15 protein-coding genes, 1 tRNA gene and 1 pseudogene are annotated in these 26,771 nt (G+C 63.1%); 6 read left to right on the top strand and 11 right to left on the bottom strand.

From position 1 onward, the window contains the following. Window positions 1-399: 399 nt before the first annotated feature. Together OXT71_08765 and OXT71_08770 are read right to left on the bottom strand one after the other, a co-directional pair. Window positions 400-1,197: a potassium channel family protein gene (locus OXT71_08765; GenBank protein ID MDE2926476.1), complete on the bottom strand. Its 798-nt coding sequence runs from the start codon at window positions 1,195-1,197 to the stop codon at window positions 400-402. A gap of 120 nt (window positions 1,198-1,317) precedes the next feature. Further along, window positions 1,318-1,536: pseudogene (locus OXT71_08770) on the bottom strand (HigA family addiction module antitoxin). A gap of 209 nt (window positions 1,537-1,745) precedes the next feature. Here OXT71_08770 and OXT71_08775 point away from each other — a divergent pair. Beyond that, window positions 1,746-4,598 (top strand): fibronectin type III domain-containing protein, encoded by a 2,853-nt coding sequence (locus OXT71_08775; GenBank protein MDE2926477.1) that lies wholly within the window; start codon window positions 1,746-1,748, stop codon window positions 4,596-4,598. 781 nt (window positions 4,599-5,379) lie between these two features. On the opposite strand, the gene OXT71_08780 is transcribed toward OXT71_08775, so the two are convergent. Both OXT71_08780 and OXT71_08785 read right to left on the bottom strand, forming a co-directional pair. Next, a complete protein-coding gene (locus tag OXT71_08780; GenBank protein MDE2926478.1) occupies window positions 5,380-7,074 on the bottom strand; it encodes a GMC family oxidoreductase in 1,695 nt (564 codons plus the stop codon). Beyond that, window positions 7,071-7,664, bottom strand: coding sequence for a gluconate 2-dehydrogenase subunit 3 family protein (locus tag OXT71_08785; GenBank protein ID MDE2926479.1), 594 nt, complete (start codon window positions 7,662-7,664; stop codon window positions 7,071-7,073). The genes OXT71_08780 and OXT71_08785 overlap by 4 nt, the downstream gene beginning before the upstream one ends. Before the next feature lie 173 nt (window positions 7,665-7,837). Between OXT71_08785 and OXT71_08790 the strand changes: the two genes are divergently transcribed. The 5 genes from OXT71_08790 (at window position 7,838) to OXT71_08810 (ending at window position 15,055) form a co-directional block, all read left to right on the top strand. Next, complete coding sequence (locus OXT71_08790) at window positions 7,838-8,008, top strand: hypothetical protein (protein ID MDE2926480.1); 171 nt, start codon at window positions 7,838-7,840, stop codon at window positions 8,006-8,008. Then, complete coding sequence (locus OXT71_08795) at window positions 8,005-9,363, top strand: glucarate dehydratase (protein ID MDE2926481.1); 1,359 nt, start codon at window positions 8,005-8,007, stop codon at window positions 9,361-9,363. Before OXT71_08790 ends, OXT71_08795 begins: the two co-directional genes overlap by 4 nt. 30 nt (window positions 9,364-9,393) lie before the next feature. After that, window positions 9,394-12,432, top strand: coding sequence for a c-type cytochrome (locus tag OXT71_08800; protein ID MDE2926482.1), 3,039 nt, complete (start codon window positions 9,394-9,396; stop codon window positions 12,430-12,432). Between the two features lie 142 nt (window positions 12,433-12,574). Next, on the top strand, window positions 12,575-13,276 hold the full coding sequence (locus OXT71_08805; protein MDE2926483.1) for a response regulator: 702 nt from the start codon (window positions 12,575-12,577) through the stop codon (window positions 13,274-13,276). Further along, entirely contained in the window at window positions 13,277-15,055 is a 1,779-nt protein-coding gene (locus OXT71_08810; GenBank protein ID MDE2926484.1) for an ATP-binding protein, read from the top strand. On the opposite strand, the gene OXT71_08815 is transcribed toward OXT71_08810, so the two are convergent. From OXT71_08815 to OXT71_08845, 7 genes are all read right to left on the bottom strand, one after another. Beyond that, window positions 15,052-16,713 carry a hypothetical protein gene (locus OXT71_08815; GenBank protein ID MDE2926485.1) on the bottom strand — a complete coding sequence of 554 codons (1,662 nt, stop codon included), beginning with the start codon at window positions 16,711-16,713 and terminating at the stop codon, window positions 15,052-15,054. The genes OXT71_08810 and OXT71_08815 overlap by 4 nt on opposite strands. Window positions 16,714-16,805: 92 nt before the next feature. Further along, complete coding sequence (locus tag OXT71_08820; protein MDE2926486.1) at window positions 16,806-18,305, bottom strand: hypothetical protein; 1,500 nt, start codon at window positions 18,303-18,305, stop codon at window positions 16,806-16,808. Between the two features lie 91 nt (window positions 18,306-18,396). After that, window positions 18,397-18,472, bottom strand: a tRNA-Glu gene (locus OXT71_08825). Window positions 18,473-18,577: 105 nt separating this feature from the next. Further along, window positions 18,578-20,188, bottom strand: a complete 1,611-nt coding sequence (locus tag OXT71_08830; protein ID MDE2926487.1) for a hypothetical protein — start codon at window positions 20,186-20,188, stop codon at window positions 18,578-18,580. Next, a complete protein-coding gene (locus tag OXT71_08835; GenBank protein MDE2926488.1) occupies window positions 20,185-21,363 on the bottom strand; it encodes an ATP-binding domain-containing protein in 1,179 nt (392 codons plus the stop codon). The genes OXT71_08830 and OXT71_08835 overlap by 4 nt, the downstream gene beginning before the upstream one ends. Window position 21,364: 1 nt before the next feature. After that, window positions 21,365-23,245 carry a DUF1998 domain-containing protein gene (locus tag OXT71_08840; GenBank protein MDE2926489.1) on the bottom strand — a complete coding sequence of 627 codons (1,881 nt, stop codon included), beginning with the start codon at window positions 23,243-23,245 and terminating at the stop codon, window positions 21,365-21,367. Beyond that, the gene (locus OXT71_08845) at window positions 23,238-26,441 is read right to left on the bottom strand and encodes a helicase-related protein (GenBank protein ID MDE2926490.1); all 3,204 of its coding nucleotides are present in this window, start codon (window positions 26,439-26,441) and stop codon (window positions 23,238-23,240) included. The genes OXT71_08840 and OXT71_08845 overlap by 8 nt, the downstream gene beginning before the upstream one ends. Window positions 26,442-26,771 lie beyond the last annotated feature (330 nt).

Genomic DNA, 26,771 nt, shown 5'->3' on the forward strand with positions numbered 1-26,771 from the left:
CCCGCACGGGTAAAACGGTGGTAGAAGTGAGCGACCCCCCCTTTTTGCCGCCCGGTGGGGGCGCGGGGGTGTGGCGCAATTTACATCTACGCCACACCCCCGGGGGGGTCGCTCACTTCCCAAATTATCCCTGCGGGAAGGTATTTTAAGCACTCTGTGAAGCGACAGTGTGCAATTTTCGGATAAAGGTGCCAAGGCCCCGGAGATCCCAGTGCGGCACGACTTGGATGAGTGGATCGCGGTCGACATCGAACGAGCCAGGCTCGTGGACGCACCCAAGGTTTTCCGTTGTCTCGGGCCGGCCAGCGACTCTGCATCCCGCTGCCAGGATGGGCGCTCTCGCCTCTCGCCGGGGAGCAAATGCTCAAGTGCCGGGTCGCGGACCAAAATATATTCCACTCATGGGCGTGAGGGGTTCGGCGGCGACGGATCGCCCTCATTGTGGCTTCTTGCGTGTGTCGATTGACCGGAGGCTGGTGGGGCGGGTTTCTCCAGCATGCGTTCGATTCGCCTCAAACGGGCCTTGAGATCTTCATACTCTTCCGTTCGTTCGGCTCCAACGAAGTAGGCAGACACCGAAGCCGCAACTGTGGCGATCAGAGCCGTGCCCGCCAGCATCAACATCACCGCGACAAAACGGCCTGCGGCAGTCGTTGGAGTGATATCTCCATAGCCCACAGTAGTCGTGGTGACTACCGCCCACCACAGCCCATCCGCGAATCCTCCGGGCATGGGTTCCAGCATGTGGAGAAGCTGAGCCGCCACCACCACAAGCAACGCTGTCACGCTCAGCACATAGACGAAACTCTTTTGGCTCACGACGACCTTCATCGTGCGGAGCCCCTTGGTTGCCACCAAGAAGAGTCGAATCAGGCGAGTTAAACGAACGAGGCGGACAGATCCCATCATCGCTGGCAGTTGGGGGAAGGACAGAACAATGATCCCGGCGTTCAGCCAGTTCCCTACGATGTATCGCCTCCTGTCGGGGGCAAGTGCCAGAAGGACTCCGTATTCGCACACGAAGATCGCCCAGATGCACCAGTCGGCCATAGTCAGAAGTCTGGAATTGACTCCGTGCCATTCGTAGTAAATGACAGGCAGGGTGAGGAGACACGCGAACACTACGAGGGCATAAAGGACCGACTCAATCCGACGGTGCGCAGGGGTGGAGCTCGCCTGATTTCGATTGGTCTCCATGAAACTCCTCTACCAGGGGTCCATCGCTGGTTACCAGGACGCTATTTTCCGGGACTGGACACGCTCGGCAAACTGACGGCCAGATTCCATCTCTTCCCGCCGCAGCTCCCAGGTCTTCTACAGGTTCGGCCAGACCTGCGGGGTCGTCCCGAAGTAGCGTTCCAGGCGCAATGCCGTGTTGGCCATTACACTCCGCTACCCGTTCAGGATCGCCGCGATTCGATTCACGGGCACACCCAACGCCTTCGACAGCGCATTGGCCGACATGCCAAGAGCATCCAGTTCGTCCCGCATGATCTCTCCCGGGTGCACAGGCCGGATCCCATTTGTGAAGCTCATCGCCTCGACTTCCTCAGTTTCCGATCTTCCTCCAACCGGCAACGAGGAGCAACCTTGGTGTCCCGGAGCCCTCCTTCTCAGTTACATGGCAGACGGGGTGTGAATGCGGCACCGATCATGCTCGTTTGCCTCCTATGGTCCCCGCACAGACCGACCCGCGACGATGCGGCAACGTCCCTCACCGGACGCTGTGTTACATTGACGGGTTCATGAACAGGCAGAAACAAGAAACCCGGCCGGTGCAGGAAGGATGTCGCCGAAAAATATCCGGCCACTGGAAACCGAGAGTCCTGCTCACGATGCTCGCCGCTCTGTTGCTGGGGCCTGGACCTTCAGCGGTGGCGCAATCGCGGGACGAGTTCGCCTACTGGGACGGCAACGGCAACGGGGACCTGACCTGCTCCGAAGCATTGAATCGCGATGAGGGGCTGCGATTACCAGCATACAAGGACAACCGTGACGGCACCGGGATCATCTACGAGTGGCTTGAACGGCAGCGGTCGAGCGACACGGACAACGACGACATCGCCTGTGACTCATCCTCGAACCCCAGAGGGTACATTCCAAAAAAACGAACCGATGACCCGCACCCCACGGGGTGCCCGCCGGATGCAGAAACTTGGCGTGGGCTGAAGGTCTGCGCGGAGCGGTCACGCGACGGCTACGATCGCGATGACTACGGATCGGGATACACAAGTCTGGAGGACGACATCATCACGGCGCTGCCGGCGACCATGAAGAAAGATGGGCAAGTCTATACGCCGTATTCCTGCATTGCGTTCGACATTACAGCGGCGGGGACCGCTGCAACGGACATCGAGCACATCGTCGCTCTCGCGGAGGCCCACGACAGCGGGATCGCCGACGAAAGGCGCCGGGGCATCGCGAGCGACCTCGACAACCTTACGATCGCAGACCCGACGGTGAACCGGTCGAAAAAGAGTGACCGGGATGCCGCCGAGTGGATGCCGGCCCGACACCGCGCCTGGTTCGCAGCTCGCGTGATCGCCGTGAAGCAAGAATACGAGTTGAGCGTTGACCCGGCGGAGCGTGATGCGCTTGAGACGCTCCTCGCTGGCGGTGAGGCCGAGCTGAACTGCGTGGGCGCGGCTTCTGTTCCTGGTGCACCGGTGGGACTGATGGCCGTAGCGGGTAACGGAAGCATCACCTTGAGCTGGAATACAGCGGCCGACGGTGGCTCCAGCATCCTCCGCTACGAGTACCGCTTTAGGGCCGGCGGCGGAAATAGCAGTTTCAGCCGATGGACGGAAGTCTCTGGAGGATCGAGCGCAACCAGAGTGACCATCTCCGGTCTGACCAACGGGATCGAGTATGCCTTTCAAGTGCGGGCCGTGAACGACATCGGTGATGGTGAGCCGTCCATGGTCAACCAGACGCCAGGTGCGGTTCCGGGAACCCCGTCATTGTCTGCCCGAGGCGGCAATGGGGCCGTGACACTCCGGTGGAATGAGCCGGCGAACGACGGTGGTTACCCGATCCTCAACTACGATGTCCGCTATCGCGAGTCGGGTGCCGGCTGGGGCACCTGGATGGAAGTCGAGGGCGGCGCCACTGCGCGCAGCATAACCATCACGGGTTTGACCAATGGGACGACCTATGAGTTTCAGGTCAGAGCAGTAAACAGCAAGGGCGCTGGCGCTGAGGCCACGACGGAGTCTACGCCCATGCCGGGTTTGGATTTCGCCCACTTCGCCAACGGGGCTTCCATCACCTCCGACTTGGTGTTGGTGAATGTGGGGGCTGCGCCGATCCGGCCCACTATCTACTTCTACAACAAACAGGGACATCTCATTCCCGGAAAGTCGATTGTGGATGTCACGGGAGACTTGGGGAGACAACATGACGGAGCCATTTCCGTCCGAACCAAGATGGACCCCTTGGGGGAGCTGACGATATCGACCCACGGTCAAGGGGAGTTGGTGACTGGGTCCGTGAGGGTGGAGGCGGACGGTCCCATCGGTGGGGTCCTGCGCTTTGACATTCCGGAGATTGGGGTTGCCGGGGTAGGCGCCAGCCAACCTGTCCGGGACGCCATTTTCCCAGCGCGCCGCAAGGAGGGCGGTATCAACACCGGCGCGGCAATCCGGAACCTGGTAGACGACCCGGTCGTAGTGAGTTGCCAATTGATACAAGACGGCACGGAATTGGAGGTAGTGGACATTTCTCTGGACGGCAACGGGCAGACGGCCAAGTTCATCCATGAGTTGTTCACCAAGACCGATACATCAGATTTCGTGGGCTCGGTTCGTTGCACTGCTCCGAACGATGAAATGTTCACCGGAGTGGCCCTGGAGATGGATCCCGACAATCGGATCTTCACCACGTTACCCCTCGTGCCTGTGGCGACCGAAGAAAGGGCGGCGAGCCTGGACTTTGCGCACTTCGCCAACGGAGAATCCATTACTTCCGAGGTGGTGCTGGTGAACGTGTCCCGTGAGGACGCCACCCCGACCCTCTCCTTCTTCGATCCCAAGGGCAATACCATCGCCGGCGACTCAGTGGTGAACTTGACAGGGGATCTGGCGCTCACAGACGAAGGGGCTTTGACCATCAGGACGAAGATCAAGCCCCTGGGCGAGCGAACGATATCAACCACTGGGGAAGGGACGTTGAGGATTGGATCGGTACGAGTGGTTTCTGACGGCCCGCTCGGTGGGGTCCTGCGCTTCAATGCTCCGGCCATCGGTGTGGCGGGAGTCGGCGCCAGCCAATCAGTCCCAGCTGCCGTCTTTCCAGCTCGCCGCCAAGGAGGAGGAATCAATACCGGCGCGGCCATCCGCAACCTGGAACCGGACCCGATGACACTGACCTGCCAGTTGATGCGAAAGGGTGCCGTGCTGGAAGAGATAGAGATCCCATTGCCAGGCAACGGTCAAGTAGCCAAGTTCATTGATGAGATATTCGAGACTGATACGTCTGACTTCGTGGGAGTGGTGCGCTGCAGTGCCCCGGACGAGGGGCGGTTCACCGGAGTTGCATTGGAAATGGATCCCGGCAACCGGATCTTTACGACCTTGCCGGTGATCCCGGTGTCGCGATGACCACTTGGCTAAAGGAGATCCTGTCTCGGTTGTTCGGGATCTGATTCGACCGAGGCTCGCTTTGGCAGACGGCCCAATATCACCGATCCGGAAACGCGTCTCAACTTCCAAGGCAAGGCGCCGGACCAAGAGTCCAGTACCTCGAAACTCGTCCATGGAGTCCACGGACCTCCAATATGGTCGAATGGAATCCCGTTCAGAACGTGGGATTCAATGAGGGATCCGGCTTGAGAGAATAGAAAATAACTCTATTATTATCAGATACTTAAGGGAAATCCTCCGTAGACCCTGCGGGAGCAGCGCTCGAACGCCGTCGTTACGTAGACTCGACTTACCGCTGGCCGTCGACCGTGCCGCGGGGGCACCGCACGTCGAGGATCACTGGAATTACTCAAGAGATCAATCCCCGGAACGAGGTTCTCGAGTCTGATCCCTTCCGGATCCTCCCCTTCCGGATTGTGCGTCGCGAGTCGGAGCTGCCCGAGGATCCATCGGCGCTGGACGACCGGCGCCAAGAGTGGGACAGTGTCCAAAACCGGACACTTTGTCCCGGAATCGGACACTTCGTTGCGGCCCGAAGCAGGGTCGGGTATTGATGGAGACTGGGATCAGTCTTCAGGTCAGGCAAATCCGGGATCTGATCCAGCAGAACGACGTCGTCGCAGTTTTCGAAACTGTCCCTTTCCTGGGAGTTCTGCTGGGAGTTGGAGACTGTCCCTTTTCTGAACTGTCCCTTTTCTGGGAGTTGTCTGCAGCAGAAGAACCCGGCGGGATTCCGCTCTCAGACCTCGTTCCTGCGGAACCGTTCCAACAGATGATCGCAGGCCCGGACCGTGAGGGCCATCATGGTCAGGGTGGGATTCTGGCAACCGGCGCTCACGAAACAGGAGCCATCGGTGACCAGGAGGTTGTCGATGTCGTGGCACTGGTTGTAGGGGTTCAGTACCGACTTGGCGGGGTCGTGGCCCATCCGGGCCGTCCCCACTTCGTGAATCGCCATGCCGGGCATGGCCGTCCGGGCATTGACCTTGATGTTGCGTGCCCCGGTCGACTCCAACATTTCGGCCGCCGTAGCGGCGGCGTCCTCCATCATGGCCATCTCGTTGGGGCCATGGGTCATTTGGATCCTGAGGGCCGGGATCCCCCAGGCGTCCTTCTTCTCCGGGTCGATCTCGCAGTAGTTGTCCAGCCGGGCCAGGGATTCTCCGAACCCGCTCAGCCGGATCATGTAAAAGCCCTCCTTGACCGCGGCCTTGTAGGACGCTCCGAAGCCTTCGGCGTCGAACCGGAAGCTGGGTGAGCTGCCCCCCTGGAAACCGTAGCCCCGGATGAACCGGGGATGCCTCTTCTCTCCCGCCAGATTCCGGAACCGGATCATGTAGATCCCATTGGGACGCCGCGGATCCGACGCCCGCTTCCGGACCGGGAACTGGGGCAGCTCGCCCGCCGCTCCGGCACCCACCACGTGGTCCATGAGGTACTTCCCCAGGAGTCCGCTGGAATTGCCGAGACCCTCGGGGTGGTTCCGAGTCGCCGAGTTGAAGAGGATCCGGGTCGACTCCAGAGCCTGGGCGCACAGAATCACCGCCCGGCTCCGCACCTGGTAGGTCCGGCGCCGGTGACGGTGAACGTAGGTGACTCCCCGGGCCCGGTTGCTGGAGGGATCCATATCCACATGGCTGACGATGGCGTCGGTGAGGAGCGTGCAGTTGCCGCTCGTCAGGGCGTCGGCCACGGTGGTGGCCGGGCTGTTGAAGTAGGAAGCGGTCACACAGCCCCTTTCGCAGGGACCGCAATAGTGGCAGGCCGCCCGTCCGTTGAGCGGCTGCGTCAGGACTGCGGTCCGCCCGATGGTGAGGGTGCGGCCGAATTTGTCCCGCGCCCGGCTCCGGAGCAGCCGTTCTCCGCAGGTCATGGCCATGGGGGGTAGAAACTGCCCGTCAGGCAATTGCGGCTGTCCCTCGGCCTGTCCGCTGATGCCGACGTACTTCTCGACCCGGTCGTAATAGGGAACCAACTCCCGGTAGGCGAGGGGCCAGTCGTCGCCGTAACCGTCGTGGCTGGACGCCTTCAGGTCCAGGTCGCTGAGACGATAGCTCTGCCGCCCCCAGACCATGCTCCTTCCCCCGACGATTCGCAGGCGCTGCCAGGTGAACGGCTTGTCCTTCGGCGTGGTGTAAGGATTCTCCAAATCGTTGACGAACCAGTCGTAGTTGTACTCGGTGCAGGCGTAGCAGGCCTTCTGAATGGGACGCGTACGCGCCAGTTCCGGCGAGTGGTTCCGATACTCCAGCTTGTAGGCGGGCATGTGTTCGGTGAATTCCCGGGGAGAGACCTTGCGGCCAGCCTCCAGCAGGACCACTTTCAGGCTGGCCTCCGAGAGAACCTTGGCCGCCCAGCCTCCGGTGGCGCCCGACCCCACCACGGCCACGTCGAAGAACTCGCTGTGGGGATCCTGGAGCAGGGCGGAGCTCACTTGTGAAAGCCCTCGGGATGCGGACAACCGGGGAAGGATCCGGACATGGCGTCTTCGCTCCATCCCAGTTCCTTCAGACCCGCCTCCGAATTGTAGAAGGCCCGGCTGATCCAATCTTTCAGATTGAGGAAGTGGTCGTGGCCCGGAAATTCGGACCGGTTGTCCTTCCACGTCACCAGCTTGTGGGGATAGGCGACGAAATTGAGAAACTCCAGTTGGCTCTCGGCGGGAAGGTGGAGGAAGGCCGCGCCGTAGCGTCTCAGGCACTCCCCGTCGAACCAGGCCAGGCTGTCCAGGAACCGGCTCTGCGTTTCCCGGGACTCGCTGGCCAGGAGTTTGTCGATGAAGCGGTTGACGAGAGCGGCCTTGGCCCCAGGGGTGTCGGTCTCGGGAATGATGAGGTCGCTCAGCCGGATCAGCGTGTCGTCTTGGTGGGCATCCAGGAAAACAGGTTTCCAGCCAGCCGAGGCCAACTCGGCCGAGGCGTCGTAACCGGGAGGAAATTCCCGAGCTTGAACCTGCGCCGCCCCGGCCAGGGCCGCCGTCAGTGACCCCCAGAGGGATCGTCCAAAGAATTCGCGGCGCTTCATGTTCCCGCCTCCAGGCTTCGAGAATAACGCGGCCGTGCCAATATAATCCATCCAATTCAGTCAACTGACAAGGAGGGGACTGTCCCCAAGAGGGAGGGAGGGAGGGAGGGAGGGAGGGAGGGGGAGGGGAGGAATCAAGACTCATCTCACGAGACCGGGGGGATCTCGTCCGCATGCCCAGGGGTGTTCCCGACCGGACGGTCACAGTGGGAGACGAACGCATGCTGGCGGTGATCGTCTACATTTCGGCCGACCGGCAGATGGAGATCCACGAAGAGTCGCTCCACTTCCCTGCCCGGCTCTTGTGGATCTACAGGTGCGCGATTACGATTGCGATGACATGACGATGGTCGACCACCTGGACGGGTCCTGGAGCCGGAGGCGTTGGATGGCCGCTGCGGCGGGCGTGACGGGACTGGCCAGTGCCGAGGACATGGCCCTGTCCTTTTCGCCGGCGGCCTCCGGTGTCAAGCGAAGCGGCCGGCCCCGGTCCGACGGCCCCCGGAGCCGGATGAAGATCGGCTCCTTCGAGGCCACGCTGGTGGCGTCTCCCGACTACGCGCTGCTGAATTCCTGGAACGTCCACGACACTCACTTCCAACGCTCGATCCTGGAATTGGAGACCACCGACGGCTACACCGGAGTCGCCGAAATCGGGGGCGCGGCATTTCAGGCTCTCCAAGCGGCGCGCGACACCGTGCTGGGACGAGACCCCTTCGAGATCGAATTTTTCCGCCGCAGGCTCTCCCACCGCTCCGAGTTCGCGCCGAGGCACAACGCCGAAACCCTGGCCGCGGTGGAAATCGCGTGCCTGGACTTGATCGGAAAGGTGATCGACCGGCCGGTCGTCGATCTGATCGGCGGCCCCTTCCGGGATGAGGCTCCCTTTTCGGCCTACAACTTCTTCGTCCTTCCGGAGGAGGGCGGACCGGACGTCACGACTCCCGAAGCCATGGCGCAGCAATTCCTGGATTTCCACCGGGACCACGGGTTCACGACCTGCAAGTTCAAGGGGGGCGTACTGAAGCCGGAGTTGGAGATCGAAGCCTTGACGCGCATCCGCGAGGCCATGCCGCAAGCCAAGCTTCGGATCGACCCGAACGCGTCGTGGAGCGTGGACACCTCGGTCAGAGCCGCCCGCCGGTTGGAGCCGCTGGGGATGGAATACCTGGAGGATCCCACGCGGGGACAGGAAGGCATGGCCGAGGTCCGCAGGCAGACATCCATTCCCCTGGCCACCAACATGTGCGTCACCCGCATGGAGCACATCCGCCCCGGGTACGACCGGGGAGCCATCGACATCGTGTTGCTGGATCCCCACTACATGGGCGGGCTCAACAACGTCCGGCACTGGGCGTCAACGTGCGAGGCTCTGGGATGGGGATGCTCCGGCCACAGCAACAACTACCTGGGCATCTCCATGGCCACCCAGGTCCACATGGTCTGCGCCATCTCCCACATCACCTACGACGTGGACTCGCATTATCCTTGGACCACTCAGGACATTATCCGGGGCGGAATGCTCCGGTTCCGGGACGGCAAGATGGCCCTCCCCCCAGGACCCGGCCTCGGCGTCGAGATCGACCCGGACAAGAAGGCCTTGCTGGCCGAGAACGTGTCACGCACCCGGGCCCGGCACGATCTGCTCCATCAATGGGACCCCCGATACCCCAAGGATCGTCATGGCGTCCGCTGGTAGCACGGGCTTCGAAAACTCGGCTGAATCCCCATGAAACGCTCCCTGATCCTGCTTCTCGGCCTGCATTTGATGAATACCGGCTGCGGGCCGGACCCCGCCTCGACTCCGCCCTCTCCGGAGGCAATGCTGGAAACCTTTCGCATCAGCGAAGAGTTCCGGGTGGAGATCTTCGCCGCCGAGCCCGACGTGACCGATCCGGTGGACTTGGCGTTCGACGAACAGGGACGGGCCTGGGTCGCCGAAATGAGGGACTATCCCTACCAGCCTCCCGAGGGGGGGCCGTTCCTGAGCCGGGTCCGCGTGCTGGAAGACCGGGATGGGGACGGCCGCGTGGACCACTCCACCGTTTTTGCCGAAGGCCTGCCCAATGTGAAGAGTGTCCTGCCGTGGAAGGACGGCCTGCTGGTGAGCTCGGCGCCGAACATCCTTTACCTGCGGGACACCGACGGCGACCTGCGGGCGGATGAGACGACTCCCCTGTTCACCGGGTTCACGATCCTGGTGGACCCGGAGGGCCAGCTCAGCAACCTGCGCTTCGGCATCGACAACTGGATTTACGCCGCCAACGACAGCCAGGCGGGACAGATCACCTTCTCCCGCCGGCCCGGCGCCGAACCGGTCTCGGTCCTGAACGCCGACTTCAGGTTTCGCCTGGACCGGAATCTATTCGAGGCGGCCTCGGGAGCCACCCGGTTCGGACTGAGCTTCGACGAGTGGGGACGTCGCTTCTTTTCACAATCGGGAAGACACATCCAGCACGTGGTGGCGGCGCGGCGCTATCTCCAGCGAAACCTCTTTCTGACGGCTCCTCCCGTCACCCGCTTCATCTCCGTTCACGATCAGCGCATCTTCCAGCTCACACCTGCCGAGGCTTGGCGCGAGGCCCGCACCCGGATGCGCCGGCGGCGGGCGCGGGAGCTGGGGAGAGAACGGCAAACCGCCTCCACCGGCTTCTTCTCCGGAGCGACGGGAGCCACCATCTACACCGGAGACACGTTTCCCCGGCGTTACCGGGGCAACGCCTTCGCCGGCGACGTGGCGGGCAACATCGTCCACCGCGACGTTCTCACCCCCAGCGGTGTCAGTTTCGTCGCCGACCGGCCCGAGGAGGAACGGGACCGGGAGTTCATGGCTTCCACGTCACGCTGGTTTCGGCCCGCCAGCTTCGCCGTGGGTCCGGACGGCAACCTCTACGTCGTCGACATCTGCCGCCAGTACGTGGAGACTCCGGCTTCCATCCCCGAGCCCATTAAGGAAGGCCTCGACTTCTACGCCGGGATCGATCATGGCCGCATCTACCGGATCGTGCCGCGGGATTCCGCCTCCCGCCCATACGTTCGTCCCGAACTCCACAAGGCCGCCACACCGGAATTGGTGGGGCATCTCGCCTCCCCTAACCAGTGGTGGCGCCTCACCGCCCAGCGGCTCCTGCTCCAGCGGCAGGACCGGTCCGCTCTTCCCGCCTTGAGAGAAATGGCGGGCAACAGAGAGAATCCCCAAGGCCGGCTCCATGCCCTCTTTGCACTGGAAGGCCTGTCCGCCCTGGAGGAAGCCATCGTCGGTGAAGCCCTGGAAGACGACCAACCGGGCGTCCGGGAACAGGCCGTCATTCTTGCCGAGAAGTTCCCCGGACTTCTTCCCAAGCTGGTGAAGATGACGGGCGATCCATCCCCCCGTGTCGCCTTCCAACTCTCCCTGAGCCTAGGTGAATTCTCCGGTCCCCGTGTGCATGACGCGTTCCGGGACCTGGTGGCCCGCCACGGAGAGGACCCCTGGCAACGAGCCGCGGTCCTCAGTTCCGACGCCGGGTCCTCGCTGAAGTTGTTGCAATCGATGGTGGCGGAACGTGGCTATTTCAATCCGCCGGCTCCGAACAAGACCGGATTTCTGGACGACTTGGCTGCCGTCGTTGGCGCCCGCAGCGAGGGACGAGAGGTCCAGCGTCTGGTTCGCCTGTTGGCCCGTTCTCGGCCGCTGAGAGAGAAAGGGTTGCGGGCCGCGGGACTCTCAGGGCTGGCGCGAGGACTGGAGCTGGCGCAAATCGTGCGGCTGAACCCGGCAGGAGCAGCCGGTTCACTGCGAAGCCTGCTGGGGAGCGGTTCACAGGAGGTGCGCGACGCGGCGGCCAGAGTCGGCAAGCACTTCCGGGTTCCATCGCTGGTAGCGACCGCCAGAAAGGACGTGCTGGATGAATCGCTTTCGGCGGCCCGGAGATCCAGCTCCGTCCGGATGCTCGCCGCCGCAACCTACCGGGAGGCGGAGCCGGTCTTGACGCGTGTCCTGACCGTCGCGGATCCGGAGTTGACGCGGGCCGCCCTGGAAACCCTCTCCTATTTCGAAGATCCGGACGTCAGCCGCCTGGTCCTGGAAAAATGGGGCACGTTCTCCCCGGATGCGCGTGCGCAGGCTCTGGCGATCCTGCTCAGCCACCCCGCGCGGGTGCAGGCCCTGCTGAGCGCCGTCGAGAGCGGCGCCATGGAAAGGGCCGCACTGGACCATCAGCAGAAGCAGTTCTTGAGAAACCATCCCGGAGAAGAGGTCCGCCGCCGAGCCCTGGAGATCCTGCAGGCGGACACCACGGACCGGGATGCGCTGGTGGAGGAGCACCTGCCGGTCCTGGAGCTGGAGGCCGATCCCCTCAACGGCGGCAAGGTCTTCCGGAGGGAATGCGCCCGTTGCCATGAACCTGATCAGGGCGTCGGCGTGGGACCGGGGTTGAGGACGGCGGTCCAGGGCCATACCCGCGAACAACTCCTTTTCGACATCCTGAATCCCAGCGGGCTCATCCTGTCCGCCTATCAGAACTACATCGTCACCACCCGTGACGGCAGGGTCTATGGAGGGATCATCGCCGCCGAGACTCCCGGCACTCTCACTCTGCGGAGCGGGCCGAACCAGCAGGAAACCATTCTCCGGGGCCGAATCGCCGAGATCCGGGCTTCGGAGGTGTCGATCATGCCGGAGGGTTTCGAGGAAAACCTGACCCGCCAGGAACTGGCCGACGTCATCTCGTTCATGCAGGCGGGATACCTGATCCCGGAGGAGCTGGCTGCGCCGAGGGACAATTGATTCCGATCCACCATGTCACAGGTCTCCGCAAAACTTGAATCCTCCCGAATCCACAAATTGTTAAACGGACTCTTCAATCCTCCTTTAAAATGCCCCGGTAAACTTCCATCGGCACTGGATCGGCCGAGATGGAAGCAACCCCATGAACAACGGCAAGAAAATCATCGTTATCGAGGATGAACCCGATATCCAGGAGGTCATCGTTCACAACCTCCTGAGAGATGGGTACCAGGTGGACGCGACTCTGAATGGGGAACGGGGCCTGGAACTGGTCCGCAGCCTGGAGCCCGATCTGGTTCTGTTGGACCTGATGCTCCCCGGTCTGGACGGAGTCGAGATCTGCCGCCGCATAAAGGCCGACCCCCGGACGCGAACCGTTTCCATCATCATGGTCACGGCCCGCGGCGAAGAAAGCGACGTCGTCCTGGGATTGGGTTTGGGCGCAGACGATTACGTCTGCAAGCCCTTCAGCCCCAGGGAGCTCATGGAGCGGGTCAAGGCGGTGCTCCGCAGGGGACCACTCCAGGACTATCAGAGCCGGGAACGAATCGTCGTGGGAGACGCCGTGATCGATTCCGGACGCCACGAGGTGCGCGTCGGCGGCAGACGAATCGACCTGACCGCTTCCGAGTTTCGCCTATTGCACTGCCTGGCGTCTCAGCCGGGACGTGTATTCACCCGGGACCAACTCTTGAACCAGGTCGTGGGAGAAGATACTTTCATTGACGATCGCAACATCGACGTCCATGTCGGTGCAGTCCGCCGGAAGCTGGGATCTCACAGGTATTTGGTCGAGACCGTTCGCGGCGTGGGCTACCGCTTCCACGACGAATACATGCAGTAGATGCTCCGTTCCCGCCTGCTGTGGAAACTCTATCTGGGCTATTTCGTCCTCATCGTGTTGACCGCATCCATCCTGGGCGGTTTGATCTTCCGGCGGATCCGGGAAGACTCACTCGAGGATATTCAGACCTCGCTCAGGTCTCAGGCCCTCTTCTTCAGGGAATTCGCCGGGCAGCGCCCCGCCGATGAACCGGCGTCGGAACTGCAGGATCGACTCCGCAACCTCGGCCGTGAGATGAAAGCCCGCCTCACCGTCATCGACACCGACGGCGGCGTCCTGGCCGATTCAGACCAGGATCCGGCGGGAATGGACAACCAGTTGAACCGGCCGGAGATTCTGAGGGCTCGGTCCCACGGCCTGGACACGCGTCCCAGGTTGAGCGAAATTCGTGGCGTTCCCGGGATCTCTCTCGCCTTGCCCGTCGGCGACAACCTCGGCAACGTGGGTTACATCCGGGTCTCCATGCCGCTCTCGGCGATTGACGAAAGACTGGGGCGTTCGGGAAAGGCGGTCTTGGCGGGCACCTTAGCCGTGGCGTTCGTGGCCCTGATTCTGGGGTTGCTGGTGGCTCGACGCCTGCTCAGACCCATGGGTTCCATGACTCGCATCGCCGAGTCCATGGCCAGGGGCGACTACGGCCAGCGCCTGTCCATTGCGCGATCGGACGAGATCGGAGAATTGGGCGATGCACTCAACCGGATGGCGCGCAACAGCCAACGACGCATGGAGACGTTTCAGACCGATCACCGGCAATTCCTGGCGATCCTCGGCGGCATGGCCGAGGGAGTGGTCGCCGTCGACGAGAATGAACGTGTCCTGCATATGAACGAAGCCGCCGGCCGGATTTTGGGAGCCGACACCTCGACCAGTCTCGGCAAGCCGGTTTGGGAAACGACCAGGATCCCGCAAATCCCGGAGACCATTTCCAGCGTCCTCCGGGAAGGGCGGGGAGTGAAGACCAGCCTGGAAATCAGGTCGTCTCCCCGAGACCGGTCCATCGAGTTGAAGGCCACGCCTCTCCGAAACGGCGAACAGGAGCCGGCGGGAGCCGTGATGGTGATGCACGATGTCTCGGAACGGCTGCGGGTCGAGACCATGAGACAGGATTTCGTGGCCAACGTCTCCCACGAACTCAAGACGCCCGTCGCCGCCATCCAGGCTCTCGTGGAAACGATCCTGGACGACCCCGATATGTCCGGCCGGACGCGGGAACGGTTTCTTCGAAAGACCCGGAACCAGTCCCTCCGTCTCTCCTCCATCGTGTCCGACTTGCTGACTCTGTCCCGAATGGAATCGGAAGAGGGAGTCACCCGCGAAACTGTCGACCTGCGGGACACCGTTGCCGTTCCGGCGGAGGAGGCCATCCCGGCCGCGGAAGTCAAGAGAATCCGGCTTCACATTCGGGTCCCGGACCGTCCAATGTGGACCACCGGAGATATGGAGGGACTCTGTCTCGTCACGTCGAACCTGGTGGGAAACGCACTCAAGTACACACCCAAGGAGGGCGAGGTGACGGTCAGCCTGAGCCGGGAGGGACACCAGGCCCTCTTGGAGGTGGAGGACAGTGGAATCGGCATCGAGGCCCGGCACCTGGACCGCATCTTCGAACGCTTCTACCGGGTCGACACGGCCCGTTCCCGGGAACTGGGCGGGACCGGACTGGGCCTCTCCATCGTCAAGAGAGTGGTGCTGGCCCACAACGGCACGGTCTCGGTGGAGAGCATTCCCGGCCGGGGAAGCACATTTCGAGTCCTGCTTCCGGTGCCCGGGAATTCCTAACCGCTCTTCGGCCGCCTGAGGGGGTCGACGGCGACCAATCCCGCGCTGCGAAAGCCGAACACCTTGGCGTTGAAGAGACGAAAGTGCAGACGCACAATCTTCCCGGCCAGATCTTCGATTCCCCCGGCGTCCTTCCAGACCAGCGGAACCCAAATTCGGTTCCCTGAAATGGGTTGAGCCCGGTAGACCTTCCGGTCCGGATCCCCCTCCACCATCAGCTCGACGGCCACTGATCCCGAATCACCGTGGGTCCTGAGGTTGACCTCTACCGGCTTGCCCTGGAAGCGGAAGCGCTGGGTCGTGAACTGGCCCTCCTGTCCGGCCTCGATGCCGGCCAGACGGCCATCCTCCCAGGTGGCCCAGCCAATCCCCCGAGGCCAATTCCGATCCTTCTGGAAACGGACCTTCCACCACTCGTTGTGGGACCAACTGCTTCCGACGATGGGAACCGCCATACGGCCGTCAGGCAGTTGCACCATGGATGGGACAGCGTACATGGAGCCGCCGGCCCATCCCCCTGGCTTGCCCAACTCCACGATGGACTCGCGGCTCACCCAATTCCAGACGATGCCGTCGAGGCTCGTGGCCAGCCGCAGGTCGACCAGGCTCGTGTCCCGATGATAGATGGCGGTCAGCATCAGGTGGGTGTTCTCCGTCCCCGGGTAGTGGAGGTAGGTGTTGTTGTAGAAGTCATCGGACGGCGACTCTTCAGGTCCGGGAGTCAGGACCAGGTTGGGATGGGGCCACCGGCGAAAGTCCGAGGTCTCGGCTCGGGCGATGCTGCGGCGGCGGGGATAGTTCTGCCGCATCAGCATCACGTACTTTTTCAACTTGCCGTCGAAGTAGATGCTGGGACCGCCGTCGCTGTTGAAATAGGTGTCCCAGAGCGGTTCCGGAAGGCGTTTCCAGTGGATCCCGTCGGCCGAGACGGCCGCTCCCATGATTCCGCCCATGCTCTTGGCATTCGGCTTGTACAACCGGATATTGGTGAGGCTGGCGGTCTTGTACCGCTCCTCGGGAGGAGCGTTGGGATCGACGAAGATGTGCCCGTTGATTCCGGCCAGACCGTTGAGGGTGATCAGGTTGTTGTCCCGGCTCCCCTCGAACTCCACCATGCCCATGGAGACTCGTTTCCAGTTCAGGCCGTCCTCTGACTCCGCATAGCACACCCCGGAGCCTCCTCCTTCCGATCCCAGTTTCAAGCGGCCGTCGGGAGCCACGACTGCACGGTCCCGTACGGTCCACCCGCAGCCATACCAGAGACGGTAGCGGCCGTCCTCTTGGATCACGGTCCTCGGCCCGATGCCGCTTCTTTCCCAAGGTTTCTCCGGTTTGAGCCAGGGACCGTCCAGCCGGCCCTTCTCGATGGCGATCTTCACGCCGCTGGCGGCCCGTATTCTCCGGGAGGCGGTGGGTCCCTCGGAGATGACCATGGTGACCTTGTAGTAGTCGTGCACTTTGGCGATCAGTTGACGATCGTGCACGCTCACATGAGTCAGATCGACCGGGAAGATGGCGTTTCCCGGATCCACTTTGGTCCAGTCGGTGAAGATATGGGTCACCACCGGAGAAGAGTCTTCCTGGGACAGGGAGATTCCCCAGGTGAGACTGCAGACCATCCCCGCCAGAATCGGATTGAAGCGGCGTTTCTTGTTCATTTAAGTAGTGTTCCTCGGTAGTTGCGTCAGCACCAATTGAGATTTCGTCCTGGCCGGCCACTCTATTGCAGACCGCACAGGGGATGGAGGACCTACCGGAATTTCAAGGAATAGAGGTCCGCGTCCTTCATCACGAAGCGCAGCTTCACGGGGTCGCCCGCGATCCGGCGCATCAACTGTTCGGAGGTCTTCCGGGAACGGCTGCGGTCCCAACGGACGGCATGTTCGATCTCATCTCCCCACACGATGGGAGATTCCTCCAAGCTGAAACCCGGCATGGGATTGCCGAAAACGTCCTGTATCTCGATCTGAATGCCTCCCGCGGCCGAGGTCGCGAAATTCAGAACCAGGGAGTCGCCTTCGAAGGTCAACGGCTTGGTGACGAATTCGCCTTCCTCCGCTCCGGCATTTGCGGAGGAGAACCCGTCGGTGCGCAGTACGAACCGTTCCAGGTGGACACTGGGAAAGGTGTAGTGGCGCTGCACGTAAAGAGAGAGTTCGTCCGGTCCGGTGGGGACCAGGCCCGTCGCCGGCGTGTTGGCGCGATGAATCCAGTTCCGGACGTGGCGGCCGGGCCGGATGAACGCCTCCATGAAGGTTCGCCGCCAGTGCTGTCCATCACGGCTGCTGAGGAGAACCACGTCCGAAGCTCCCGCATACCGCTGGGACCTGAAGGGCGCCAGAGTGCGCCAGGGGACCATCCGCCGGGGGAAAGCCAGAAAGATGTGGGGCGCCCGAAAATAGGGGTTCGCTGCATTTGTATAGAAATGCTCGGGCTGCGTGTCCCCCACGTCGATGAACTCGGGCGGAGTCCAGTGGATGAAATCGGGAGATGTGGACCGCACAACCTCCCGGACCCTCTGGCCCCGGAGTCCTCGAAGATAAGCGACGTATTCCTCCCGCTCCGAATCCCAGAAGGCCAGATCGCCGCCCCAATCCACGGCTTGGGTGATGAGGGGCTCGTCCTGGATGAGACGCCAGTGGATCCCGTCGGCGGACACGACCCCCATGACGTGTTTCAGGCCCGGACTATGGTAGTTGGCCAAGGCCTTGTAACGCTGATCTTCGGGGGCCTGGGGATTCTCGTCCCTGAACGCCATGAAGCAGTGGGCCGGGTCTCCGTGGGCCCCGGTCCAGACGATGTTGTTGTCTCTGGATCCATTGAACTCGAACAGCCCCAGGGAGGGTCGGGTCCAATGGACTCCGTCCCGGCTCTCGGCATAGCAGGTGAATGCGGGATGGTCGGGCGTGACTGTTTCCCCCGATTCCAGCATGGAATGGACGGTCAGACCCTTCGCGAAATGGGTGCTGCCGCGGTAGTACATGCGATACCGGTCCCCATCCTTGAAAACCGAGATGTAGTCGCTCGTCCCACCTTCCCAAGGACGGTCGAAAGAAAGGACCTTGCCGGCCGAACGGGGGGGATGAAGCTTCAACTCCACGCCCCTCATGGACTCGATCAGAGTGTCGTCGACAAACAACTCAAGGCGCGAGCCCAATTCCAGCGGTTTCACGTCATCCGTGTTTCGAGCCGGAGAGAAGTGGAGGAAAAGAAAGCTCAGCAGGCTGGCGGCAACCGCGCGAAACTTCATCGCTTCATCCTACACGAGCGGTGGAGGAAACCGTGCGCAAATCGGACCCGCCCCGCCGCAACGCGTGATTCAATCTTCAGGGAAGGAGGGATGGTAGCCCCAACGGGAGTCGAACCCGTGTTACCGCCTTGAGAGGGCGGCGTCCTAGGCCACTAGACGATGGGGCCACCTGACGATGACGAATTTTTTACCAAGCCGGGCTGAGTTGTCAATCTCGGGGACGGTGAGGCCGTCGGGATGAACCGGCCAGAATCGAGGACGTTGCAATGGATTCAGACCCTCAATTTCTCGGCGACGAGCGCCTCGATCTTGGGATCCACGACCGCCGTCTCCGCCAGAAGCTTGAGGAAACGGTCCCTGTCCACTGCCGTATCGACGGCTTTGGCTTCACCTGGGAACACGATCTCCATTCCGCCCCGCGCGACCTCGAGACGATAGTCGCCGCGCCCCAGTTTCACCCGCGTCTCGATGCAGTCCCAAGCTTGCTTCCGGGCCAGTTCCAGAGCGGCCAAACGTTGGCGGGCGCTCCAGCTTCCCAAGAACCACTCGGCGAGGGGTTTCGGACGTTCCGGCGCCGGTCCCAGGTCGAAGCCGGTGCCGGCAATGCGATGGCTAAGGGTCGCCATGCGATGGGAGACCGCCCGGGAAGCCGCCGGTCCGCCCCGGAGTGACATGGGCAACGACAACCATCCGGACCGGGCGCCGAACAGGACGGCGGCTGCCAGCCAGTCTTCTTCCGTCAGTTCGGGCGCCCGGAATTCCAGCAGTTCGGAACAGGTCCGCCGCAGGAACAGCAACGACATCGCCCGAGGCAGCGGGGTCGAGTACTTTCGCCACAGATCCGAGGCTCGAAACTCCCCCAATCCGGTCAGGGACTCGAGGTCGTCCTGAAGACTCCGGACCCGCTCCCGCAATTGGGAAGAGATCCGCGTCGAGACGTCACCGAGGTACTCGAGCAGTGCGGCAGCCGCGTCGTCCCGGTCTCCGGCACCGGTCTCCCGCGCAAGCCTGCCAACGGCGCCCCAGAACAACCTCCTCCATGCGTTCCGCCCGTCGGAGTCGGAAATCGACTCTGCCGACAGCCGCGGTCCGGCGCCGGAGCGCATCCAGGATTCCAATCCCGCCAGGATTGAGCCCGTCAACTCGGGCGCGGGTTCGGGCGGCGGATCAAAGGAAATCCGACCAGCCGCAACGCCCAAGGGCTCACTCCGAGCGTCCATCCCGGCCGCGCTGCGATTGCTCGTCAGCCGCAGCATCGCCATGACCCCGCCGGCGGCCTGAGCGGGACCCAAGACGGCTTCCCGAGCGTCAGGAACCCGTTCCGGAGGCCAGGCATCCTTCGACGCATTCGAGAATCGTGGATTGTCCGTCCTGGTGCTGTACTCGCTCCAGGGCACGTTGGCGTAGTCCCGGGCATCCCTCTCGCACGCCTTCCGTTCCTCCACCGACCGAAACAGGATCTTCTCGATGGCAGATGTGGGGAGTGGCGCCGGGAGGAACAGCAACTCGGCCTTGCCCACTTCGTCGGGGAAACGGCGTTCCTGAAGATTTCCCGACTCGAGAGAGAACACCCGTCCGGCGAACTCCTTGAGGGAAATCCTCACGATGCACGGTTTCAGGTGTTTCGCCTCGACGAGGGAGTGGTCGACGGCTCCACGGCGGGCCTTGCCGGTGAACAACGGGATCCAGCCGGGGGAGCAGTCGAGGTTGTCCCGGTAGTATTTGTTCCCGAACCCGGCGGGAGGCAACAAGAGGCCCGCCCCCAGCATGTACATCAGATTCAGGTGATTGGTAACCAGGTAGCCCGCCGCCGGACCTTGCCCCTTGTTGAGGGTTGCGGATGGCTGCCCCATGGTGCTCAACAGAGATCCCTGAGCCGTCAACTTCGCTTGCTCCCGCCAATAACTCCTCTCCGAAGAACTTCGGGATCGTCAGGCAGTATCTCTTCGATTCGACTTTCGACCCCGCTCTGACGGAGCAGAACCACCCGCTCTCGCGCTCGGGCCACCATGACGTAGAAGAGCTTCATCGCCGCCTCCCGATCGTCAGGCCGATAGAAGTGCCGGTCGATGTCGGCCAGCACGGCGACATCGAACTCCAGGCCCTTGCAGGCCTGGCAGTTGATGACCAGGATGCCGCCTTCATCGAACCGCACTTCGGGCTGATGGCTGCCGTAGAAGGATTCGATAGCCGGAGGATCATGGTCCAGGGCGGCTCCTTCCACCGAGCACAGCCCGTCGAGATAACGCTGACGGACATCGTTGTTCGGAGCGAGGACGCCGACCATCGTCCTCGGATCGCGATCAGCGAGCCGGACGATCCGGCGGCAGACCTCCGCAAGACGCTCCGGCGGATAATCGATGAGCCACGCGGGCAACCCGTGGCGCCCAGGCAATGCCGGTCGCGGGCTGGCAGGATCACCCGTGTAGAACGCGCGAGCCAGCTTGGCCACCGGCGCGCTGTTCCGATAGTTGTGGGTCAATTCGACGACGTCCTTCGTGTCGATGCCCAGTTCCGTTTCAAGGTCCTTGCGGCTGCTGTGGGCCTCGGTGATCTGTTGATTCTGATCTGCCGCCACGAAGAACCGTTCGAAGCCCAGCATGACCAGGGACCGGTAAAACTGTGGCGGCATGTCCTGACCCTCGTCGATTACAAGGTACGGAGCATTCTTGACTGGTCCTACCTGTTTCACGAGATCCGAAACGGCGTCCCAGTCGATGGGTTGGAAACCACCGGGAGGATCGGCACGCTTGGTCGGCAGCAGTTGGCCGGTAATTTCCCAGATCTTCCGGCCAAACCACTTTATCCAAGTGGTGCTCGACAGCGTCTCTCCAGCGAGTTGGTCGCTCCAACGGTGGAGCAGATGATTGTGGACCAGGAAAACATGAGGGTCACCATCCCTGGCGTGACGCAGGACCCGAATCAGCGCCAACACCGTCTTCCCGGTCCCCGGGCCGCCGACGATCAGATGCTGGCCATTCTTGGACAGGGCCAGAGCCGCTTCCTGTTGCTTGCTCAGGTCCTGGATGCCCGGCAGTTCAAACCGGCGCTTCGCCATGTCAGCCTCGCTGTTCCGGACCTTCCACGATGTCGAACAGCCCCGTAATGCCGCCGGCGACTTCCGTGACGAAGGCGCGATCCAACAGCACGTTGCCGAAGGCGCAACTCGTCTCCGGAAGCAGGGCGCAGGCATGGCAGGCAGCACGGTTCAGGAGCCCGGGACCGTGACCTTCCTGCCGGGCGCAGACCGGATCCAGCGAGCACCATTCGGCCGCCTCGACCGCCGAACTCAACAGTCGGATAAACCGGCTCGGCTCGGCCTGACTCATCAAACCGCCCAGGGAACCTTCCGTGTCCGGCACGGCGACATAGATCAGGACTCCCGCCATCGACCCGGAGTCCACAGCGCCCCCGTTCTGACAATAGATGCGTTCGCGCAACGACGCGGCAGGATATCCGGCCTTTGTCTCCAGTTCCCGGATCATCAGGTGAGCCAGCGTGTGCAGAAGCAGGAAGCGGGGAGAAACCGTTGGAGGTCCCATCGGTGAACGGATGCCCGACCCATTGAACCGGTCGAGAAATATCCGGGCGCGGTCCCGAACCTGCCGGTCCGCCTCCCATCGCCTCATAAACGACTCGCGCAAGGTGAAGAAGATCCCCTCTCCGTAGAGTTCCAGAGCCGGCAGCCAGTCGGCCATCCCGGCGAGATCCGGCGGTGTCATCCGGCCTTCGAGACGCCGGAACCCATCGAGCACCAGGATCTCCTTGAGCCGGTTGACGGCGATCAGCCGGTCCACGGCGGCGATCAGCCGGGCGGCGGTTCCCTGCAGCTTTCCTCCGAGATCGGACCAAGCCCGCGTGTGATGTTCGGTGACGAAGTCCTCGTCCTCATGAAGGTCCGGAATCTCCCCGATCAATGCCCGGTACTCGCTGCCGAGCAGATCCCCATCGCCGGCGGATTTCCCGTAGAGCGGGTATCCACCCTCGATCTCCTCGAGCGCTTCCTCGACTTCATCGATGCCGCAACCCCACTCGGCGGCGATTCGCCCGAGAGTCGTCCTTCGCTGCAGCTCGGTCCGGCAATCCCGGATCTCCTCCTTCCGGTCCGTGCTGCTGTAGAGCCGGTCCACCACGGTTCCCTTGCGGATGCGGGATTCAGGGGGGATGACCAACGCGGTCCGGGTCTCCGGCGAGTGGACGCGAACGTCGCCGATCTCCAGGATCCAGGCCAATCCCTCCGGCCTCTCCTCGGGGGGTTTGCGCAGCCACGGCTGCTGCCATTCGTGGCCGAAATAGGGAAAGCGCGACGCAATGGGACCGGAGGCGCGGCATCTCGTACAAAGAACCCGGTAACCCCACTCGGCAGGTTGGATCTGCAGGTACGGACTCTTCCAATCCGCCGGACACGCCCTTGAAGCCGCGCGTCTCGGCTCGTGGTGCGCCAGAGCATGCCAGGGCACGTCCGCCAGGTAGCCGTGTTCGTGCGCCAGTACCCAGGGGACCTGTTCCAGCTTCCCCCCGCAGACCGGATCGTCGCCACCCATCCGATGGTGCGGCGCCGGACCCGAGCAGCGGGACGGGTCGATCTGCACCTCGCCGCGTGTTTCGGTCCGGTCGGTTCGGGCGCGCCGCCACGGGAGATGATGGAGCAGGCCGCACCTGGAGCACCGCGTCCAGGCCGGAAAGCGCATGGCCGGAATGGCGTGTCCGGAAACCCGGCCGTTGTTCTCCACCTTCGCCTTCGGCGGCGTGCGCAGGGCCTTGTCGATCTTCAGGGCGCGGCGCACCCGCTCGACGTGGCGAATCCCCTGTTCGTCGCTGCCCTTCCAGAATGTCGTGTCCTTCACCGTCACCAGGTGATCCGGCCCCCGGACCACCGCGCCCACGGAACAGTGCCGCAGCAGGTGCGATAGCCGCACCGGCATGGCTTCGTCAGTCATCGCGTTGCAACACTCCCGTGTCCTCGACGTTGCGCATGGAGTTCAGCGTCCGCCACAGCCCCCGGGAAGGCGGGTCGTCGAATTGGCGCAATAGGCCGTCTGCGGATCGATCATTCGCCTGGTAGCTCAGCCGTCGCCTCTGCCGCTCGCAACGCCGCGCTTCCTGGTGCCATCGTTCGGCGAGCCGGTCGAGGTGGCGGCCCGAGATCTCGCCCCGAGCCTCGTCGGCTTCCCGGCAACGGCGCTTCAATCGCCGGATCACCTCCCTCACCCGGTCGTCGTTGGCGTCGAATGCGCCGGCGTCCTCGTTCCGACTCCAGGCGTCGCACCCGTGGCGCAGAGCCGTCACCAGGGCGGCATGCAGGGCGCGGGTGCGGACCTGGTAGGTGAACGGCGTCACGCTGGTCGGTTCCACGAATCGGTAGAAGGACTCGTGGTAGGGGCGGAAGTTCTCGTAGTGGGAGAGGCTGCGCGCCTGGTGGCGGTAATAGTTGGCGAAAACAAGTCCTGGGACAGCGGCGCGGCCGATTCGGCTGCTGGCCTGGACGTACTCGGCGGTGGTGAGCGGCTGGCCGTTGATGACCATCGCCGCCAATCGGTCGACGTCCACGCCCACTGAGATCATGTTCGTGGCCAGCACCGCGTCGAGGCAGTCCGGCTCGCCCCGGCGGCGATGCAACTGATCGAAGGTCCGGGCGTTCCGTTGCGGCGGCGAGAAGCTGGTGAGCTGCACCACGTTCTGCCGCAACTCGGCCGTCCCTCCTGTATCGGTCCCCTCGGGGTCGACGGTCGATTCATCGTCGGATCCGGCGCCGTCGCGGACCGCCATTCTGTGTTCCCGGTCGAGACGCCGCACCAAGTCGCGCACCGAGGTCGCGAAGGCGTTGTGACTGTTGCCGACGCCGCGGAGGCTGCCGTGATAGATCACCTGGGTCCACCAGGCTTCCAGCAGGTCGTCCCGGTCCTGCTGTTCCTGGAACACGGCCAACGGCGCGTGCAGCAGGGCGGCGGCCAACGGCGCCAGGCAGCGCCTCTGATCCAGCGCCGGCGCCAGGTAGCCAACGTAGAGTCGGCCCGGCTTCGATGGATCCGTCCGCGCAAACCATGAATCTTCCGCCGAGAGGCCCGGCGGCGGAAACACGGCGAGCTCGCGCCCGTACAGCCGTTTCACCTGCTCACGAGCCATGCGGATGGTGGCGGTCGACGCCACGTATTTGGGACGCACGCCGCGTTGCTCCAGCACCGTCTCCAACCCCGCCTCGTAGAGGCCGGCCACGGACCCGAGCGGTCCGGCGATAAGGTGGAGCTCGTCCTGGATCACCAGTTCCGGAGGGCGGCGGGGGGAGCGGCCTCCGGGCGGCCGCCTGCCGAGGAAGACTGAAGACCGTTCCTCCCAGGCCAAGCGGGCGAACTTGTCGATGGTGGCGATCAGGAGCGTCGGCGGGCATTGATACAAGGCCTCGTCAACGACGTTGCAGGGCAGCGGGGCCGGCTCGTCCGACTCGCCATCCGGACCGAACTCGCACTCGGGATTCCGGCACAGGAAGGCAAACGACTCCAGCGTCGCCCGATAGCTCCGAGGCGCCTCGAACTCCCGATTGCACCACGGACACGTTCTCAGCACGAGTTGGTGACCGGCGTCCTCATCGCCCGCCGCCAGCTCCTTTACGCAATCCTGCGCCTGCCGGCAGGTATTCGGACTGGCCGCGCGGCCGACCCACATGCCGACGGTGATGGGCTCATCGCCAAGCCGATCCGGATTCTCCCGGCGCAACAGCTCCAAGGCGCAGATGACGCGGGTCGCGCGCTCGAACTGCTGCCGGGTCAGCAGACGCAGGGTGTAGCGCATCAGAACCGCCGTGCCGCCGCCCGAGTTTCCATGTTGCAAGCGCCGCCACACGATCAGAAACGCGACCAGGCCCAGGTAAGCCTCTGTCTTGCCGCCGCCCGTGGGAAACCAGATCAGGTCCAGCACGCCGCGGAATTCGTCCTCCTCCCGGACGGTCGACTCGATGACGGCCAGCAGAAAGGCGAGCTGGAACGGCCGCCACCGGTACTTCCGCGAGTCCTTCGGTTCGTCCCGCTTCCTTTCGGCCCGGTTGAGATCCTGCTGCCGCATCTGCGCCAACATCGCCCGATTGGCCTGCCGGAATGCGAACCTCGCCCCGGCATCGGTCCGGAGCAGCGCCACGCCCCGGCGCATGCGGTCCCGCGCCGTGGCCATCCGCCCGCAGATCCGCCCGGCAGTGTCCCGTTCCACCGCGGATTCCAGGTCATCGGCGTCGCGGGACTGCTCTCTGATCCAGCGCTCGTAGCCATCCACGAAAACGTCGAGCTGGTCCGCAACCGCTTCGGCGGAGGCTTCGGCCAGGTCCTTCATGACCAGGATGTCCTCATCCACACCCCGGGCTTTGACCGTCACCAGCGGCACGTCCACCTCCGGCATGTATCTGGTCCGGATCCTGGGGGGCGACCCCGATTCGACGGTCCAGTCCACCGCCGCCCCGTGGCCCACCGCGTAGATGCGCTTGTCACGATACTGCAGCTCGAGTTCCCGCTCTTCCTCGGTGAGCAGGCTCGGGTCGACGCGTGGGTACTCCGCCAACTCGCCCTTCACGATCTCGACTTCCAGACCCGCCTCGAACAGGCAACGGGCGTTCCGGTCGTGACCGATCGGGGCTGCCTCCCTGAGGTTCGCAAAGACCACGGTGAGAAGGAGGCCCTCCGCGTGGGGCCGTTCACGAACTTCAAGAAGTACTTCGTCGGGCAGTTTGAGGTTGTGGCCGGGCCATTTCATGGTGTATTCGCTTGGCGTCCGTCGGTACTGATGCCTCTTGGATTTTTGCCTCTTGAATTTTCCTTTTTCATCTCTATCGCCAACCCGTTCGTACCTCACCGCGGACGCGGTGATGCGAAGGCTCAGGTTGTCGTGGGAGCGTACAAAGAAGGAGAAACCGACCGAGGAGGGAGGCACGTAGCGCCGCCGCCTCACCAGCTGGGCCATTTTCGCCTCTTTCGCCTGATCGTCACCGGGAGGCGTCTCATGGTCCTCGTCGTCCTCCGGACTCGCCGGATCGAGGCCCGAGTATCCTGGCTCCACGGGGTGTAGAACGCCGGTGGGGTACCGCTCGAGAGGCGATCCCTGCAGAAGGCCATCACGCGCCGGACCGATCAACTGGAGACGAACCCAGTCCACCAGGCGTTTCCGATGCTCCGCCCAAGGACTCTTTGTTAAGCCACTTTCGCTGGAAACCATTGACCTCACAGTTAGCGGCTTCGAATCGCGGCGCCATGATTCCGGTGCCGGCCGGCCTGTGGTCCGTGGTTCGGGTCAAGCCAGATCTCGGGAACATCGACAGCCCCGGACTGGCGACTCGGCGATCGGAGAATCGCACTTCCGAAGAGCGCGCCCACAAAGGGCACCCCTACCGAAATGACTTCGTCAACTTGCACAGGTATTCGGGATCAGGGAACTAGTACCCCATAACACTTAAAGTTGCGGGTACAGGCTCTTCAGCCTGATCCG

The organism is Acidobacteriota bacterium (genome assembly GCA_028874215.1).
Classification (GTDB): Bacteria; Acidobacteriota; UBA6911; order RPQK01; family JAJDTT01; genus JAJDTT01.

Excerpts from the sequence above, each read along its gene's own strand:
- OXT71_08795 (MDE2926481.1), top strand. The coding sequence starts at position 8,005 with ATGACGATGGTCGACCACCTGGACGGGTCCTGGAGCCGGAGGCGTTGG.
- OXT71_08800 (MDE2926482.1), top strand. The coding sequence starts at position 9,394 with ATGAAACGCTCCCTGATCCTGCTTCTCGGCCTGCATTTGATGAATACC.
- OXT71_08765 (MDE2926476.1), bottom strand. The coding sequence starts at position 1,197 with ATGGAGACCAATCGAAATCAGGCGAGCTCCACCCCTGCGCACCGTCGG.
- OXT71_08840 (MDE2926489.1), bottom strand. The coding sequence starts at position 23,245 with ATGACTGACGAAGCCATGCCGGTGCGGCTATCGCACCTGCTGCGGCAC.
- OXT71_08815 (MDE2926485.1), bottom strand. The coding sequence starts at position 16,713 with ATGAACAAGAAACGCCGCTTCAATCCGATTCTGGCGGGGATGGTCTGC.
- OXT71_08820 (MDE2926486.1), bottom strand. The coding sequence starts at position 18,305 with ATGAAGTTTCGCGCGGTTGCCGCCAGCCTGCTGAGCTTTCTTTTCCTC.
- OXT71_08805 (MDE2926483.1), top strand. The coding sequence starts at position 12,575 with ATGAACAACGGCAAGAAAATCATCGTTATCGAGGATGAACCCGATATC.
- OXT71_08835 (MDE2926488.1), bottom strand. The coding sequence starts at position 21,363 with ATGGCGAAGCGCCGGTTTGAACTGCCGGGCATCCAGGACCTGAGCAAG.
- OXT71_08790 (MDE2926480.1), top strand. The coding sequence starts at position 7,838 with ATGCCCAGGGGTGTTCCCGACCGGACGGTCACAGTGGGAGACGAACGC.
- OXT71_08775 (MDE2926477.1), top strand. The coding sequence starts at position 1,746 with ATGAACAGGCAGAAACAAGAAACCCGGCCGGTGCAGGAAGGATGTCGC.
- OXT71_08785 (MDE2926479.1), bottom strand. The coding sequence starts at position 7,664 with ATGAAGCGCCGCGAATTCTTTGGACGATCCCTCTGGGGGTCACTGACG.
- OXT71_08810 (MDE2926484.1), top strand. The coding sequence starts at position 13,277 with ATGCTCCGTTCCCGCCTGCTGTGGAAACTCTATCTGGGCTATTTCGTC.